This window comes from Erythrobacter donghaensis (assembly GCF_002155425.1).
Taxonomy (GTDB): domain Bacteria; phylum Pseudomonadota; class Alphaproteobacteria; order Sphingomonadales; family Sphingomonadaceae; genus Erythrobacter; species Erythrobacter donghaensis.
In genome coordinates, this window is record NZ_MUYG01000005.1 from 128,705 (window position 1) to 143,517 (window position 14,813).

Annotated in this window: 17 protein-coding genes; 11 read left to right on the forward strand and 6 right to left on the reverse strand. The window is 69.4% G+C overall.

Going from position 1 to position 14,813, the window contains the following annotated elements; genetic code table 11:
* The first annotated feature begins 20 nt into the window (after positions 1–20).
* The 11 genes from BZF59_RS16155 (at position 21) to BZF59_RS01195 (ending at position 8,881) form a co-directional block, all read left to right on the forward strand.
* Entirely contained in the window at positions 21–1,496 is a 1,476-nt protein-coding gene (locus tag BZF59_RS16155; RefSeq protein ID WP_158094235.1) for a hypothetical protein, read from the forward strand.
* A gap of 48 nt (positions 1,497–1,544) precedes the next feature.
* Positions 1,545–2,153 (forward strand): flagellar basal body-associated FliL family protein, encoded by a 609-nt coding sequence (locus tag BZF59_RS01150; RefSeq protein WP_086606409.1) that lies wholly within the window; start codon positions 1,545–1,547, stop codon positions 2,151–2,153.
* Entirely contained in the window at positions 2,150–3,094 is a 945-nt protein-coding gene (locus BZF59_RS01155) for a flagellar motor switch protein FliM (RefSeq protein ID WP_086606410.1), read from the forward strand. Before BZF59_RS01150 ends, BZF59_RS01155 begins: the two co-directional genes overlap by 4 nt.
* Positions 3,091–3,513, forward strand: coding sequence for a FliM/FliN family flagellar motor switch protein (locus BZF59_RS01160; RefSeq protein WP_086606411.1), 423 nt, complete (start codon positions 3,091–3,093; stop codon positions 3,511–3,513). Before BZF59_RS01155 ends, BZF59_RS01160 begins: the two co-directional genes overlap by 4 nt.
* Before the next feature lie 15 nt (positions 3,514–3,528).
* Complete coding sequence (locus BZF59_RS01165) at positions 3,529–3,822, forward strand: flagellar biosynthetic protein FliO (protein WP_086606412.1); 294 nt, start codon at positions 3,529–3,531, stop codon at positions 3,820–3,822.
* A gap of 53 nt (positions 3,823–3,875) precedes the next feature.
* Complete coding sequence (gene fliP, locus BZF59_RS01170) at positions 3,876–4,637, forward strand: flagellar type III secretion system pore protein FliP (RefSeq protein WP_143738049.1); 762 nt, start codon at positions 3,876–3,878, stop codon at positions 4,635–4,637.
* Positions 4,634–4,906, forward strand: a complete 273-nt coding sequence (locus tag BZF59_RS01175) for a flagellar biosynthetic protein FliQ (RefSeq protein WP_086606414.1) — start codon at positions 4,634–4,636, stop codon at positions 4,904–4,906. The genes fliP and BZF59_RS01175 overlap by 4 nt, the downstream gene beginning before the upstream one ends.
* A 4-nt stretch (positions 4,907–4,910) precedes the next feature.
* Positions 4,911–5,696 carry a flagellar biosynthetic protein FliR gene (locus tag BZF59_RS01180; protein WP_086606415.1) on the forward strand — a complete coding sequence of 262 codons (786 nt, stop codon included), beginning with the start codon at positions 4,911–4,913 and terminating at the stop codon, positions 5,694–5,696.
* A gap of 1 nt (position 5,697) precedes the next feature.
* On the forward strand, positions 5,698–6,831 hold the full coding sequence (locus BZF59_RS01185; RefSeq protein WP_086606416.1) for an EscU/YscU/HrcU family type III secretion system export apparatus switch protein: 1,134 nt from the start codon (positions 5,698–5,700) through the stop codon (positions 6,829–6,831).
* A 211-nt stretch (positions 6,832–7,042) separates the two neighbouring features.
* Positions 7,043–8,473 carry a flagellar filament capping protein FliD gene (fliD, locus tag BZF59_RS01190; RefSeq protein WP_086606417.1) on the forward strand — a complete coding sequence of 477 codons (1,431 nt, stop codon included), beginning with the start codon at positions 7,043–7,045 and terminating at the stop codon, positions 8,471–8,473.
* 12 nt (positions 8,474–8,485) lie between these two features.
* The gene (locus tag BZF59_RS01195) at positions 8,486–8,881 is read left to right on the forward strand and encodes a hypothetical protein (protein ID WP_086606418.1); all 396 of its coding nucleotides are present in this window, start codon (positions 8,486–8,488) and stop codon (positions 8,879–8,881) included.
* A 41-nt stretch (positions 8,882–8,922) separates the two neighbouring features.
* Here the strand turns inward: BZF59_RS01195 and BZF59_RS01200 are convergent, their stop codons facing one another.
* From BZF59_RS01200 to BZF59_RS01225, 6 genes are all read right to left on the reverse strand, one after another.
* Positions 8,923–9,798: an alpha/beta hydrolase gene (locus BZF59_RS01200; protein WP_086606419.1), complete on the reverse strand. Its 876-nt coding sequence runs from the start codon at positions 9,796–9,798 to the stop codon at positions 8,923–8,925.
* 70 nt (positions 9,799–9,868) lie between these two features.
* The gene (locus BZF59_RS01205; protein ID WP_086606420.1) at positions 9,869–11,425 is read right to left on the reverse strand and encodes a lipopolysaccharide biosynthesis protein; all 1,557 of its coding nucleotides are present in this window, start codon (positions 11,423–11,425) and stop codon (positions 9,869–9,871) included.
* A complete protein-coding gene (locus BZF59_RS01210) occupies positions 11,418–12,542 on the reverse strand; it encodes a GNAT family N-acetyltransferase (protein WP_086606421.1) in 1,125 nt (374 codons plus the stop codon). Before BZF59_RS01210 ends, BZF59_RS01205 begins: the two co-directional genes overlap by 8 nt.
* A gap of 63 nt (positions 12,543–12,605) precedes the next feature.
* Complete coding sequence (fghA, locus tag BZF59_RS01215) at positions 12,606–13,436, reverse strand: S-formylglutathione hydrolase (RefSeq protein WP_086606422.1); 831 nt, start codon at positions 13,434–13,436, stop codon at positions 12,606–12,608.
* Positions 13,436–14,548: an S-(hydroxymethyl)glutathione dehydrogenase/class III alcohol dehydrogenase gene (locus tag BZF59_RS01220; RefSeq protein WP_086606423.1), complete on the reverse strand. Its 1,113-nt coding sequence runs from the start codon at positions 14,546–14,548 to the stop codon at positions 13,436–13,438. The genes fghA and BZF59_RS01220 overlap by 1 nt, the downstream gene beginning before the upstream one ends.
* A 55-nt stretch (positions 14,549–14,603) precedes the next feature.
* Positions 14,604–14,789, reverse strand: a complete 186-nt coding sequence (locus BZF59_RS01225) for a C1orf53 family protein (protein ID WP_086606424.1) — start codon at positions 14,787–14,789, stop codon at positions 14,604–14,606.
* Positions 14,790–14,813 lie beyond the last annotated feature (24 nt).

The following is a 14,813-nucleotide window of genomic DNA, read 5'->3' on the forward strand; positions in this document are numbered from 1 at the left end:
CGCTTGCCGAGGACACGCCGATGATCCCCATTTTGTCCGACACGCCTGCCCCCGCGAGCGCGCTCTTGCCCGGGCCAATGCCCGCACAAGGCGCTGCGGGTAGCGGTACGGCGCTGGACTTTGCCGGACTGCTCGGCGCGGCGCTTGCGCCGGAGCCGGGCGCCGCGCCCGATGCGCCTGCGATGCCGAGCGCTGCCAATCCGGCGCTCGCTCTGTCGCCGCTGCTCCCGGCCGAACCCGGCAAGGGATTGCCGCTGGCGGGCGCGGATTTGCCGCCGCCGCTGACGGATGAGACCCCGCGCGCGCCGAGCCTGCCCGCGCCCGCCGAGGCGAATCCGGCAAGAGCTCTGCTGACGCGCGGCGGCATTGCGATCGCCGCGCCGCGAGCGGCTGTTCCGGTGGAGCTGCTGCAAGAGGACACGCGGCCCGCTCTCGCGCCCATTTTCGCTGAAGCCGACGCCAAGCCCGCCGTCCAGATCGCCGACGCACCTGCCCCCGCGCCGCCCGCACTGCCGGATGATCTCCCGACCCCGGCAGAGGCTCCCGCCCGTGTGACCGACCTTGTGCCGGTGGCCTCCCCCGAACCGGTGGCGGACGTCGGCGAGGATGAGATGGCCGAGGCCGACACTTCGCCTCCTGCGCCTGTCCCTCTGCCCGCCCCGCTGATCGCCCCCACGCCAGCGCTCGTCGCGACGCCTATCCCCGCGCCGCTCGCCGCAGTGCCGCCGCCGCCGCCGACAGTCGCGATGGAGGTGCAGGCCCGGCCTCTCCCGCTTGCCCGCATCGCCGCTGCGTCGATCCGCGCGGCGACCTCGCCCGCGCCAGCAGGTTCCGCACCCGCCGAGGACGCTCCGACCCCCACCATGCCCTCCGCAGCCACGCCCGTCGAAGCGCTCGCCGAGGCACCTGCTCAGTCTGCTCCGGCACCCGGTCAGCAATCCCCCGCGCCCACGCTCGCCGCTGCGCCGTCTCTCCCCGCCGCCGCCCCCGAGCGTACCGACGCCCCCCGCGCAGCTCCGCCCGCGGTGCAGCTCGAACAGGCGATCGATCAGGTCGGCACCCTGCGCGAAGCCATGCGCACCGCGCGACCGGAAATGACCTTGCGCCATGCCGAGTTCGGCTTCGTCTCGCTCCGTCTGGAGCAGCCCGCACCCGAGCAATGGCGCGCGGTTCTGGCGAGCCGCGATCCGGGCTTCGTCCCCGCGATCCAGCTGGCACTCGCCGAACGCGCCGTCGCGGCCACGGCGGACAGTGCCGCATCGACGGGTCATCACGGCGGGTCGCAAAACGGGACGGGCGACCAGCGCTACGGGGCTTCCCCTAACGGGGGGCAAGGGGCCTCGCAACCATACCTGGGCCAATCGGGTCAGCGAGACGGCGAGGCTGCGCCGGACCACCGCCGACCCTCGACCGCCGCCGCTCTCAGCGCGCGTGCCGAGGAGGAGGGGGAGGCCGCCGCCAGCCCCGGCCACCACGCACGCGGAACCTTCGCCTGAGCCCTTTCGGGGGCGCGGGCACGCAATAGAGACAGGAGCTGACACGCCATGGCCAAGGGCAAGGAAAAACCCGAAAACGGGGAAGGCGGCGGCAAGTCCGGTGCGGGGGGACGGGGCGGGATGATCAAGATCGCGCTCGGCGCGGTGCTGCTGCTCGGCGCGGGCGCGGGCGGGGCTTACGGCGCCTTTGCGATGGGCCTGATCGGCGGTGGTGATAGCGCGCATGAGCCCGACGAGCCCAAGCTGGTGCTCAAGACCGAGGATGATCCCTACTCCCTCCCCGGCGCGGAGAAGGAGAAAGACGGCGCCGCCCCCGTCTATGGCGAGGGCGGCAGCAAGTATCGCACCGCCTACTATTCCTTCGAGGAAAGCTTCACCTCCAACCTCGCGGATTCGCCGGGGCTGGTGCAGCTTGAGCTGGCGGTCTCGACCCGGCGTGACGGGCGGGTGCTGCAATGGGTCAAGAACCACGAGCTCGCGATCCGCTCGGCGATCCTCGCCCAGCTTGCCGCCACCACCGAGGCCGAGGTCTATGACGTCGAGGGCAAGGAAAAGCTCGCCAAGCGCCTGACCAAGGCGGTCAACGCCGTGCTCGAGGAGAACGAGGGCTTCGGCGGGATCGATGCGGTGCACTTCAAGGGATTTCTGGTGCAATGAGGCTGACCCACGATTTCGCGCCTGCGCGCGCGGCGGCGATGCATTGCGCCGAACTCGTCAACCGCGGCCCCCGGCCCGAGGAAGCCGCGGCGCTGATGGCGGCCTGGCGGCGCGATCTGGCGCGGCTGCTGGCCGATGACCTGTCGGGCTTGCTCTCGGGCGACCGGCTTGAGGTTACGATCTCCGAACCCGACAAGCTCAGCGGCGCAGATGCGTTGCGGCGGATCGGGCCGATCGCCGCCAACAGTCTGCTGCGCGTGGGCGCGGCGGGTGAGAGCGTGCTGCTCAGCTTCGATTTCGCCACCGCCATCGCGCTGACCGATCGCAGCTTTGGCGGCGACGGGCGCATCACCGGCGCCGTGCCCGAGGCGCTGCCGCGCTCGGCCGCACTGCTGGTGGAGGAGGCCGCGACGACGATCGCGGGCGCCATCACCCGCGCCGGGTTCGGCGACATGCCGCCGCCCGCCGGGGGAACGCCGCGCGCCGAGGTGATCGTGCGCAGCGAAAGCGCGGCGCGGCTGAAGCCCTTCGCGCTCGATGCCGAGGCTTTCATGTTCACGATCGATATCGCCAATCGGCAGGGCTGCATGTGGCGCGCGAGCCTGGCCGTGGCGGCCGAGCGGATGCCGCGCCTGCTGCCCGGCGGCGGTCGCCGTGCTTCCGCGCGCAAGCCCCGCACCCCCGCCACCGGCATGGCCGCGCCCTTTGCGGGCGTGCCGCTGCCGCTGCACGTGGTGCTGGCCGAATTCGACCTCTCGCTCGCCCGGCTCCAGAGCCTGAGCCCGGGGGACACCATCCCGCTCGCGATGGGGCGGCAGGTGCCGCTGATGGCGGGCGAAACGCTGATCGGCCACGGCAGCGTCGGCACCGCCGAAGACCGCATGGCGATCCGCCTGACCCGCCTTCCCAATTCCGCTTCTCATCAGGGGTTCGCACGATGACCGCTTTCCAGCCCGCCTCTTTCGCGCGTTTCGGCGATGTTGCCGTGCGCCTTTCGGTCGAACTCGGCCGCACCGAGATGCCCCTGCGCGATGTGCTGATGCTGGGCGAGGGCAGCACCGTGGCGCTCGACCGGCTGACCGACGAGCTGCTCGATGTCACCGCCAATGGCCGCGTGATCGCGCGCGGCGAGGTGGTGGCGGAGAAAGGGCGTTTCGGCTTGCGGATCGTCAGTCTGGTGGGTGAGGACGGCAAGGATGTGCCCCCGCCGCCGGGCTATGTCCCGCCCTCCGCCCCTGCCGTTGATGGCGAGAGCGCCGGTCTGCCCGATCCCGCCGATCTCGCGCCGCCTCCGTCCCCGGCTGCCCCCGCGCCCCCGCCGGTCGATCCGCTGACCTCCGCGCTCGACGATCTGCTCTGATCCGGGGCCGGGACGATGGTCGAATATCTCCTGCGGCTGGCGCTGCTGCTGCCCTTGCTGGGGGGCATGATCTGGGGGAGCCTGTGGCTGACCCGCTGGCTCCAGACCCGGCTCGGCCAGACCCCGGCGGCGGGTGGCGGGCGGCACCTGCAACTGATCGAGACCAGCCTCATCGGGCCGGGCATGAAGCTCGCCGTGGTGCGCTTTCACGACCGCGAGATCCTGCTGGGCTGCACCCGGCAGGGGATGGTGCGGCTGAGCGAAGTCGAGACCCGCGACACTGCTGGCCCGACGGCGGAGAACGTCTGATGCCCCCCTCCCGCCACGTCCGCGCAGCCCTCGTGTGCCTTGCTGCGTTAACCATGTTTTGCGCCGCACTGACGCCGGACATGGCGCTCGCCGCCGCGCCGGTGGCTGCGCCCGATCCGGTCGCCGCCGGTGTCGGCACCGCGATCGAGCGCGCTTTGGGTGAGCAAGGGGCAGGCGAGGACAGCCCGCTGAGCATGTCGCTGCAACTGCTGGTGGTGATGGGCCTCCTCACCATCCTGCCCGCGCTGGTGCTGATGATGACCAGCTTCCTGCGCATCCTTGTGGTGCTGGCGATCCTGCGGCAGGCGCTGGGCCTGCAAGGATCGCCGCCGGGGCAAGTGCTGGCGGGGCTGGCGCTGTTCCTCTCGCTGTTCGTCATGGCTCCCACATTGGACGCGGTGAACGCCGATGCGATTGCGCCTTACGCTGCCGGAACGATCGGCGCCGATGCCGCGATCGGCAAGGCGGGCGAGGCCCTCCACGCCTTCATGATTGCCCAGACGCGCGAGGCGAACCTGTTGATGTTCACCGACATGGCCGGCGGCGCGACCTTCGCCAGTCCTGAGGATGTGCCCTTCTCGATCCTGCTGCCCGCCTTCGTCACCAGCGAGTTGGAGACCGCCTTCCAGATCGGCTTCATGATCTTCCTGCCCTTCCTCGTCATCGATCTGGTTGTGGCGAGCGTGTTGATGAGCCTCGGCATGATGATGCTTTCGCCGACGATCATCTCGCTGCCGTTCAAGCTGCTCTTGTTCGTGCTGGTCGATGGCTGGGCGCTGCTGATGGGCTCGCTCGCGATGAGTTTCGCCACATGACCGAGGACGCGCAGCTCCTCGCGCTGGCCGATCAGACCCTGTGGGTCAGCGCGCTGATCGCCGGGCCGGTGCTGCTCGCGGCGCTGGTGGTGGGGCTGGTGGTCGGGATCATTCAGGCGGCGACCTCGGTGAACGAGCAGACCCTCAGTTTCATCCCCAAGCTGGCCATGACCGCGCTGGTCTTCGTGGTGCTGGGCGCGGCGATGATGGGGCTGCTCGCTGATTTCACCACCGAGATCATGGCGCAGGTCGCGCAGATTTCGGCGTGATGCCATGAACGCGCTCGATTTCGGCTTCGGCTCAATCGAGGCGCAGCTGTGGCAAATCCTGTTCCTGTCGGTGCGCTGCGGCGCGGCGCTGATGGCCGCGCCGATGGTGGGTGGCATGGCGGTGCCCGCGCCCTTGCGCATCCTGCTGAGCCTGACGCTCGGCTATTTCATCGCCGCCTGGGTGCCGCTCCCCCCGCCGCCCGAAATGCTGAGTCTCGCTGCCGTGCTGGCGCTGCTGCACGAGATCACGGTGGGGCTGATGCTGGGCTTCGTGCTGCAACTGGCCTTCGCCATTCCCCTCATCGCCGCCGAGCAGATTTCCGGCACCATGGGCCTTGCCATCGCCACCTCGATCGACCCGGCCAGCGGCGCGCAGTCCGGGGCGCTGGGGACGTTCTTCGGGCTGGTGCTGAGCCTGCTGTTCTACGCCATCGGCGCGCATCTGCTGTGGTTCGAGCTGCTGATCGAAAGCTATCGCCTGCTGCCCGCGGGGCAATTCGCCTTCGGGGCGTGGCGCGCGCAGAACGTGGTGTTGTTCATGGGCTATGGCCTCGCCGCCGCCGCCGCCATCGCGCTGCCGGTGGTGCTGGTGCTGCTGCTGGTGCAGATCGTCACCGGCCTCATCGCCCGCTCCGCCCCGTCGCTGAACCTCTTCGCACTCGGCCTGCCAGCCGGAGTGCTCGCCGGGATCGCCGCGCTGATCATCGCGATGCCGGTGATGGTCGGCCAGCTGCGCGGCGTGATCGAGAGCGCGCTCGAACAGTCCGCCGCGCTGGTGGAGGCCCGCTGACATGGCCGAGGAAACGCCGGGGGAGAAGACCTTCGCCCCCACCGCCAAGCGTCGTCAGGACGCTGCGAAGAAGGGCGATGTCCTGCGCTCCAAGGAGCTCGGCACGCTCGCCGGAACCGCTGCCGGAGCGCTGGCGCTGTGGGGGCTCGGGGCGTGGCTCGCCGAGGGGATGGGGCAGGTCGCGCGCGCCGGCTTCGTGTTCGACCGCGCCGCGCTCGACGGGTTCACCCCCGGCGGGGCGATGGGCGATGCGGCGCTCGCCGCGCTGCCGCCGGTGATGGCGCTGGGGCTGGTGGTTGCAGGTCTCACCGCCGCCTCACAATTGCTGCTGGGGCAGGACGGGCGCTGGGTGCCGGGCAATGCGGGGTTCAAGGGATCGCGCATCAATCCGCTCTCGGGGATCAAGCGCATCCTCGGCTGGCAGGGCCTGATCGAACTGGGCAAGGGGCTCGCCAAGCTGGCGCTGCTGGGCGGGATCGCGTGGTTCTGGGCCAAGGATCGCCTGCCCGATCTGCTGGCGCTGGGCAGGCTCAGCCTCGAAGCGCAGCTGGGCGTCGCCACCGATGCGATCGCCAGCCTTGTGGGCGCGCTGCTGATCGGCCTGCTGGTGATCGCCGCGATCGATTACCCCCTGCAACGCTTCCAGCGCGACAAGCGGCTGAAGATGAGCCTGCAGGAGATGAAGGACGAGAACAAGCAGTCCGAAGGCTCGCCCGAGATGAAGAGCGCGCGCCGCCAGCGCCAGCGCGATCTGGCGCGCGGGGGCGTGGCCAAGGCGATGCAGGAGGCGCAGTTCATCATCGTCAACCCGCTGCACTTCGCCGTGGCGCTGACCTATGACCCCGCCCGCGCGCCCGCCCCGCTGCTGCTGTGCAAGGGCCGGGGCGAGACTGCGCTGGCGATGCGCGAGATCGCGGCCGAGCAGGGCCTGCCGGTGCTCGAATATCCGAGCCTTGCCCGCGCGGTCTATTTCACCACGCGCCCCAATCAGATGGTGCGCGAGGAGCTTTATGTCGCGCTCGCCTCGCTGGTGGCTTTCGTGCTCGCGCTCAAACGCGGGGCACGCCCGCGCCGCCCGGTGGTCGAGGTGCCCGAAGGCCTGCGCTTCGATGGCGACGGGAAGGTGGAGCGATGAATCCCATTGACCGTCGCCCCGTGCCTGACACGGGGTTTGGCTTTTCTGGCGGATTGGGGCTGCCCCACGCGGCCATGGCGCTGGAGCGAGCGGCGATGCTGGCTCATCGACCGCAACCTCGGAGGAAGGCAGCTAAGCCCAGTGTCAAGCACGGGGCGACGAGGTTGTTTTCGATGCTTAAACATCCTCGCCCCGCGACGTTCTGACCGATATGGAAACCCCAGGCTCCTCGATCATCTCCGCGCTCGGCGCTGGCAGCGGCGTCGATTTCATCAAGCTCGCGTCGGACATTTCCGATGCGACCTTTGCCGCCCAGCGCAATCAGATCACCGCGCGGCAGAGCGCGCTGGAGGCGCAGGTCTCCGCCGCCGCTCAGCTGCGCAGCGCGGTCACCGGGCTGGCCGCAGCGCTCGGCGACCGGGTGCGCACCGGCGATCTTGCCCCGCGCGGCGAATTGGCGAACCCCGCCGTCGCCCGTGTCAGCGTGCCCGCCGGGCTTACCCCACGCGGCAATTTCAGCCTCGAAGTCACGCAGCTGGCGCGCAGCCAGACCCTGCTCTCGCGCCCGCTCGCGAGCCGCGATGCGCTGGTGGGCGAGGGCACGCTGACCCTGCGCTTCGGCACTGTGGACGGCGCGAATTTTGCCCCCGATGCGGCGCGCGGCGCGATCGACATCACCGTGACCGCGACCGACACGCTCGCCACGCTCGCAGCCAGGATTTCGCAGGCGACCGGCGGCGATGTGCAGGCCTATGTCGCCACCGGCACCGGCGGCGCACAGCTGGTGATGAAGGGGCGCGAGGGGGCCGCAAATGGCTTCGTGCTCGAAGCGACCGGCGCGGGCGGCGGCGCGGTGGCGGGCGATCTGGAATATCTCGGTTGGAGCCTGGCGACGGGGCCGGCCCAGCTGCAATCCTCCGCGCGCGATGCCGCGCTGAGCCTCGACGGGGTGGCGATGACCAGCCCGACCAACCGGGTGGCGGGCCTGCCGGGCGGCTTCACGCTCGATCTCACCGGCACCAACATCGGCGCGCCGACCACCCTGAGCTTCGGCACCAGTTCAGCCGCGATCACCAGCGTGATGGAAGACTTCGTCGCCGCGCTCAACGATATCGTCGGTCAGGTCGCCGATCTCGCCGCGCCCTTCGGGGGCGAGCTGGGCAATGATCCGGGCGCACGCGAATTGCGCCGCGATCTGGCGGGCCTTTCGGCACGCGTCGTCATGCCCGGCGCGACCGGCGACGAGCCGCGCACGCTGGCCGATCTCGGCCTCGCGCTGAACCGGGATGGCAGCTTCCGGCTCGACAGCGCCCGGCTGACCCGCGCGCTGGAGACCACGCCCGATGCGGTCGCGGCGATGTTCACCACCGGGGTGACGGGCGTGTTCGCCACCATGGACCGCTTCGCGCGCGAGAACAGCCTGATCAGCGATCCCGGCACGCTGGGCGGATCGCTGCGCCGCTACGAGAGCCAGCTCGCTGCCAGTGCCGAGCGCCTTTCCGCCATCGCCGAACAGCAGGAAGCGCTGCGCGAGCGCCTGACGCGGCAGTTCACCGCATCCGAACGGCGGGTCGCGGCCTCGCAGACGACGCTCGATTTCCTGCGCCAGCAGGTCGACATCTGGTCGGCACGGGATCGGTAAGGAGCGCCAGCGATGCAGATGCTCAGCCGCAATCCCGCCGCCGCCTATCGCCGGGTCGCGCTCGAAGCGCGGATCGAGGCGTCGGGCGGGGCCGATCTCACGCGGATCTGTCTGGAGGAAGCGCAGGCGGCGGTGGGCCATGCGCTGATCTCGCTCGACCGCGCGTCGGCGGATGGTCGGCCGGTTGTCGGCGTGTCTTGGCCGGGTCATGAACCCCTGACCCGCGCGCAGACGATCATGCTGTGGCTGGCCGCATCGGTCGCGCCGGGCCACCCGTTGGAGGCGAGCCTCAAGGCCTTCTATGGCGGGCTGGCGGCGCAGATCGGGACCAGTCTCCAACAGCCGGACACCGCTGCATTCCTGGGTATTCGCAACGATATCAGCGATTTGCTTGAGGCGACGCGGTAGAGCAGTGGCAATGTTTCACGTGAAACATTCGGAGAACATCGTCAGCCGTCAATGAATTCCGCGATGATCTGCGCGGCATCGGCGGGATCCTGGAACGGGTGGAAATGGGTCATGTCGGGGCGATGGAGGTCTTGCCCCTGCGGCAGTAGCCCCGCCAGCTCGGGCCATGTCGGCGAGCTCTTGAAATCGGTAAGGCTGGTCATCTGCGCGCGCACCACCAGCACCGGAATATCGACCCCGCGCGCCGCCTCCAGAATCGCGCCGTTGCTGCGGCTGGAGGCATAGACGCTGGCCTCGACCTCGGGCGCGCAGGCGAGCTCCATGCCCTCTCCCGATGCGGCGGGGACGAGGCCGTGGCGGCAATAGTCCTCGAACACGCGGGCGTCGAACAGATCGTAGGGATCGCGCGTCCGAAAGCGCTCCATCATTGCCTCTGGCGAAGCAAAATCGCGCTTGCGGCGGATGGCGGGGTGGGGGGTTTCGGCGGTGTAGAGCGGCTGGCCCGGCGCGTAGAATTCGGGGGCGAGGATCACCGGATCGAACAGCACCAGTCGGCTGAACCGCCCCGGCGCATCGGCGGCGACTTGCAGCAGCGTGTGCGCCCCCATCGAATGGCCGATGCCGACCGCGCCCGACAGGCCCGCCTGCGCCAGAAAATCACCGACATCGCGCGCGACCACCCGCCAGTCGTCGATCGGCCCGGCGCGTGACTGGCCATGGCCGCGCAGGTCGATGGCATAGGCGGGATGATCGGGGAAGCGGGCGATGATCGCGTCGAACACCCGCCCGTGAAACCCGGTCGCATGGGCAAAGACCAGCGGCACCCCGCCGCCGTCCGGGGCCCATTCGTGCACCGCCAGCTTGATGTCGCCGGTGGAGTAGAAACGAGTGACGGGATCGGGCCGGGCGCTGGTCATCCCCCGTCACAAGAGCATCGCGCCGGGGGTGTCAATTGCACAGCTTTGACAGGGGCGGGGCGCTGAGGCCTCAGACCAGCGGGAGCGCCTCGGCGGCCTCGTCGGCATCGTCGGCGTGGTTGCGGTTGCGCGCAAAGCGCAGCGCCTCGGCCAGCCTATCGGGCGCGATGAGGTGGAGCGCGCCGCCATAGAGGCCCACGCCCAGCACCACCGCCAGCGCCAGTGCGGCGATGTCGGGCAGCGGTGGCAGGGCGGCGAGCAGCAGCGCCACCCCTGCCGCCATCGCCAGCGCGGCGGCGAGCGGCGGCAGGATCGCGCGGGCGAGGCCGCCGATGGTCACACCGATGATCCGGCCCGACAGCCGCACCGTCGCCAGCATCAGCACGGCCATCCCGCCGACCCAGCCCCAGGCAAAGCCGGTCAGCCCGAAATGCGAGCCGATGAAGAACGCGCTCGGCATCACCACGCTGCCGATCATCGTGATCCTCAGCGCCGCCATCGGCACGCCGCTGGCATTGGTGGCGGGCGCGAAGAGGATCTGCAGCGTCATCATCGCCATCGCCGCCGACAGGATCGGCAACAGCGGTACGATCTCGAGCCACTGGCGGCCCAGCAGCACCGGCACCAGCACCGGGGCGACCACGGCGATCCCGGCATAGGCGGGCAGGGCAACCAGCATCACCAGCCGCACCGTGGCGAGCAGCGCCGGGGCGATCAGCTGGCTCTGCCCCTCACCCCGCTGGCGCGAATAGGCGGCATAGGCGACTTCGTTGATCGGCGGCACGAATTTGGAGGCAAGCAGCTGCGCAAGGAACAGCCCGGTGGTGTAAACCCCAAGACTGTGCGGATCGAGCACGCGCCCGGCGATCATCACGTCGGCCTGGCTCTGGATGAACCAGAAGATCTGCGTCGCGGTCATCACCCCGCCAAAGCCCGCGATATGGCCTGCGCCTGCAAAGCGGAAGCTCGGCCAGATCGGGGCGCGCGCGGCTCTGGTCATGCCCACCGCCTCGGTCAGCATCATCATCATCGGCGCGGCGACCAGCGTCCACACGCCCCAGCCGCTGAGCGCGCCGGTCAGCGCCGTGCCCGCCCCGACCACCGCCGCGGCAAGGCGCACCTGCGCCGGGCGGCGGAAATCCATCCGGCGCGACAGGATCGCGTGGGACAGGGCGGTAAAGGGCACCGCGAGATAGAGCAGCGCCTGCACCCGCAAGAGCTGCGTCACCATCGGCTCATCGAACCACAGGGCCACCAGCGGCGCGGCGAGGAACTGCGTCAGCGACAGGCCGAAATTGAGCAGGATCAGCATCCCCAGCGTCTGGCGCAGCCGCTCCTCGGTAACGTGCTCCTCGCGGATCAGCGCGCTCGCCAGACCCCAGCCGTTCATGGTGCTGAGCAGCACCAGCATCACCTGCGCCATCGCGAACAGCCCGTAATCCTGCGGCGCGAGCAGGCGGATGACGATCAGGGTCGAACACCAGGAGACGATCTGAGTCAGGACCTGACTGCCCGATCGCCAGATCACCGCCGTGCGCACCTGCGCGGCGAGCGACGGCGGGGCCGGAGAAGGCGGGGCCGGAACGGGCGGCGGGCTGCGGAGCAGATCGGGATCGGCTTCAGCCATGGGCGGCCTGCTCTGAAGTGATCGCCAACGCGGCGGGCGAGGGGGCGGGCAGGGCCGGGCCCCACGCCTTCGCCAGCAGCGCCGCCGCCGGGCCGCTGCGCACGAACAGCAGATCGGTCATGTCATAGCCCGCCACTGCGCCCATCATCCGCTTGTAGCCGGTATCGCCCACGCCCAGATCCATCACGCTTTGCCCGTCAGCAATCGCGTCCTCGACAGCGCGGTAATTTGCGAGCTTGCCGATCCCGAGGTGCTTCAAATCATCGGCGTAGCTTCCGGCGATACCATATTGCACCGGGCCGTCGTCGAGATCGAAGCTGAAGGCGATCGGGCGATCATCGAGCATCAGGATCGTGGCGGAGAGGTTTTGGGCTAGGACGGGATCGCTGAGCGCATGGCGCCATAGCGCGCGCTGGGCGGGGGTCATGAACTTCGCGCCGCTGCCGTCGGTGGTCTGGCCGATCCAGCTCTGCGCTTCGATCCGGCCCAGATCCTCCAGCACGGCGCTATTCCAGTCCCTGCCCCGGACATGGCGCCAGTGCGGGGTGCCGAGGCTTTCGAGCTTGCGCCACGCCGCGCGCAGCTTGCGTGCGCTCGCAGCGCTCGGCCAGCCACGCGTGCGGGCGGCGGCGAGGTCGATCACCCAGCTCGTCCCCGCCGGGCGCGCGAGCACGCTCCAGCCCGCGAGCTGGGCGGCGGCGATCAGCAGAGTGGTGGCTGGGACGTCGGTGCGCGCCGGGCCGACGCGCCACACCGGGCCAAGGCTGCGGGCGGCCCCGTGATCCAGCCTCCGGTCGAGCGCATGGGCGAGTTCGACAACCGTGCAATCGGGCGCGATCAGCGGGCTGCGCAGCGGCCAGTAGGACCCCGGCACCTTGCGCGCGCGGGCCATCGCCGGGCCGAAGGGGATGGTGGGGATTGCGGCGAGCACTGCCCCGTCCGCTTCGCGCCGCAACAGCAGCGTGCGGCCCTCGCTCGGAGCAGGCGCGGCATACCATGCGGCGCGCAGGAAGCTGTGTCCGGCAAGGTTGCGGGCGGCGAGCGCGTCGATTTCAGGCGGGAAGCCCTCCACCGCCGTGACCGTCAACCGGTCCGCTGCAATCCTGCTTTCGTACATGACCTGTTCCGGCGCCGATTCCGGCTTCGGGAGAGGTCATAAAGATACGGTGTAACCAGCGGGTTAACCAAGCCTTGCGGCGTGCCAGGCGACGTGATCGGCCATCAGGCTCGAAATGAAGAAATAGGAGTGGTCGTAGCCCTCCTGCATCCGGATTTCGGCAGGGATGCCGGCGGTCTCGCAGGCGTTCGCGAGCAACGGGGTGGCGAGCTGCTCGGCGAGGAAATTGTCGGCGGTGCCCTGATCGACCAGCAGTTCGGGAAGCCGCGCTCCGGCCTCGATCAGCGCGACTGCATCGTGCTGCGCCCATGCGGCGCGATCCTCGCCCAAGTAGCGGCCGAACGCCTTCTCGCCCCACGGCACTTGCGACGGCGCGCAGATCGGCGCAAAAGCGCTGACCGAGCGGAACCGGCCCGGATTGCGCAGTGCGATGGTGAGCGCGCCGTGGCCGCCCATCGAATGGCCGGTGATCCCCTGCCGCGCCATGTCGGCGGGGAATCGCTCGCCGATCAGCGCGGGCAGTTCGTCCTCAATATAGCTGCGCATCCGGTAATGCGTGCTCCACGGCGCCTGCGTGGCATCGAGATAGAAGCCCGCGCCCTTGCCGAAGTCGTAAGCCTCATCGTCAGGCACGTCCTCACCGCGTGGGCTAGTGTCGGGGGCGATGAAGATCACACCATGCCGCGCGCAGGCGGCGCGATATTCGCCCTTTTCCATGACGTTGGCATGGGTGCAGGTCAGGCCCGAGAGATACCACAGCACCGGCAGCTTCGCCCCCGGCGCATGGTCCGGCACGAACACCGCGAAGGTCATGTCGGTGCCGGTCGCGGCGGAGGCGTGGGTGTAGACCCCCTGCGTCCCGCCGTGGCTGCGGACTTCGGAGACGATCTGCATCAGAAGACGACGACAGAACGGATCGACTTGCCTTCGTGCATCAGATCGAAGGCGGTGTTGATCTCCTCGAGGCCCATGACGTGAGTGATCATCGGGTCGATCTCGATCTTGCCGGTCATGTACATGTCGACGATCTTGGGCACGTCGGTGCGGCCCTTGGCGCCGCCGAAGGCCGTGCCGCGCCAGTTGCGGCCCGTCACAAGCTGGAACGGGCGGGTGGCGATTTCCTTGCCCGCTTCCGCGACCCCGATGATGACGCTCGTACCCCAGCCGCGGTGGCAGGCTTCGAGGGCCGTGCGCATCACTTCGGTGTTGCCGGTGGCATCGAAGGTGTAGTCCGCGCCGCCATCGGTCATCTCGACGATCTTGGCGACCACCTCCTCGCGGCTCATGCCCTTCGAGTTCAGGAAGTGGGTCATCCCGAAGCGCTTGCCCCATTCCTCGCGCGCAGGGTTGATGTCGACCCCGATAATGAGGTTCGCGCCCGTCAACCGCGCGCCCTGAATGACGTTGAGGCCGATCCCGCCGAGGCCGAAGACCACGACATTGTCGCCGACCTGCACCTTGGCGGTGTTGGTCACGGCGCCCACGCCGGTGGTTACCCCGCAGCCGATATAGCAGGCCGACTGGAACGGCGCGTCCTCGCGGATTTTCGCCACGGCGATTTCGGGCAGCACGGTGAAGTTCGAGAAGGTCGAGCAGCCCATGTAATGATAGATCGGCTGGCCCTTGTAGGAAAAGCGCGTGGTGCCATCGGGCATCAGCCCCTTGCCCTGCGTCGCGCGGATCGCGGTGCACAGGTTGGTCTTGCCGCTGAGGCACGACTTACACTGGCGGCATTCGGGCGTGTAGAGCGGGATAACGTGATCGCCGGGCTTCACGCTGGTGACGCCCGCGCCAACCTCGCGCACGATCCCGGCGCCCTCATGGCCCAGCACACTCGGGAAAATCCCCTCGCTGTCGAACCCGTCCAAGGTATAGGCATCGGTGTGGCAGATGCCGGTCGCCATGATCTCGACCAGCACTTCGCCGGGCTTGGGGCCTTCCAGATCGAGCTCGACGATTTCGAGCGGCTTTTTCGCTTCAAAGGCAACGGCGGCGCGGGTTTTCATGGGGTGGGTCTCCTTTGCCCCTGCCTATTCCCGCAGGCTTGCAGCTTTGCAACCCTCAGCGGCGGCCGGGCACGGCTTCGTGATCATAGGGGCAATGCCGACAGGCCGATCCGCAGCACTTGCCGCGCGCGAGGTGAGCCAGCCGCGTGAACACGGTGTAGCCGGTCGCCGGATCGCGATAGGTGCTCTCCCCGCGCGCGCAGGCGGCTTCGTGCAGGGCTTGCCAGTCGGGGGAGGTCATCGCCTGCGCGCTCTAAGGGAAAAG

Excerpts from the sequence above, each read along its gene's own strand:
- BZF59_RS16155 (WP_158094235.1), top strand. The coding sequence starts at position 21 with ATGATCCCCATTTTGTCCGACACGCCTGCCCCCGCGAGCGCGCTCTTG.
- BZF59_RS01150 (WP_086606409.1), top strand. The coding sequence starts at position 1,545 with ATGGCCAAGGGCAAGGAAAAACCCGAAAACGGGGAAGGCGGCGGCAAG.
- BZF59_RS01155 (WP_086606410.1), top strand. The coding sequence starts at position 2,150 with ATGAGGCTGACCCACGATTTCGCGCCTGCGCGCGCGGCGGCGATGCAT.
- BZF59_RS01160 (WP_086606411.1), top strand. The coding sequence starts at position 3,091 with ATGACCGCTTTCCAGCCCGCCTCTTTCGCGCGTTTCGGCGATGTTGCC.
- BZF59_RS01165 (WP_086606412.1), top strand. The coding sequence starts at position 3,529 with ATGGTCGAATATCTCCTGCGGCTGGCGCTGCTGCTGCCCTTGCTGGGG.
- fliP (WP_143738049.1), top strand. The coding sequence starts at position 3,876 with ATGTTTTGCGCCGCACTGACGCCGGACATGGCGCTCGCCGCCGCGCCG.
- BZF59_RS01175 (WP_086606414.1), top strand. The coding sequence starts at position 4,634 with ATGACCGAGGACGCGCAGCTCCTCGCGCTGGCCGATCAGACCCTGTGG.
- BZF59_RS01180 (WP_086606415.1), top strand. The coding sequence starts at position 4,911 with ATGAACGCGCTCGATTTCGGCTTCGGCTCAATCGAGGCGCAGCTGTGG.
- BZF59_RS01185 (WP_086606416.1), top strand. The coding sequence starts at position 5,698 with ATGGCCGAGGAAACGCCGGGGGAGAAGACCTTCGCCCCCACCGCCAAG.
- fliD (WP_086606417.1), top strand. The coding sequence starts at position 7,043 with ATGGAAACCCCAGGCTCCTCGATCATCTCCGCGCTCGGCGCTGGCAGC.
- BZF59_RS01195 (WP_086606418.1), top strand. The coding sequence starts at position 8,486 with ATGCAGATGCTCAGCCGCAATCCCGCCGCCGCCTATCGCCGGGTCGCG.
- BZF59_RS01200 (WP_086606419.1), bottom strand. The coding sequence starts at position 9,798 with ATGACCAGCGCCCGGCCCGATCCCGTCACTCGTTTCTACTCCACCGGC.
- BZF59_RS01205 (WP_086606420.1), bottom strand. The coding sequence starts at position 11,425 with ATGGCTGAAGCCGATCCCGATCTGCTCCGCAGCCCGCCGCCCGTTCCG.
- BZF59_RS01210 (WP_086606421.1), bottom strand. The coding sequence starts at position 12,542 with ATGTACGAAAGCAGGATTGCAGCGGACCGGTTGACGGTCACGGCGGTG.
- fghA (WP_086606422.1), bottom strand. The coding sequence starts at position 13,436 with ATGCAGATCGTCTCCGAAGTCCGCAGCCACGGCGGGACGCAGGGGGTC.
- BZF59_RS01220 (WP_086606423.1), bottom strand. The coding sequence starts at position 14,548 with ATGAAAACCCGCGCCGCCGTTGCCTTTGAAGCGAAAAAGCCGCTCGAA.
- BZF59_RS01225 (WP_086606424.1), bottom strand. The coding sequence starts at position 14,789 with ATGACCTCCCCCGACTGGCAAGCCCTGCACGAAGCCGCCTGCGCGCGC.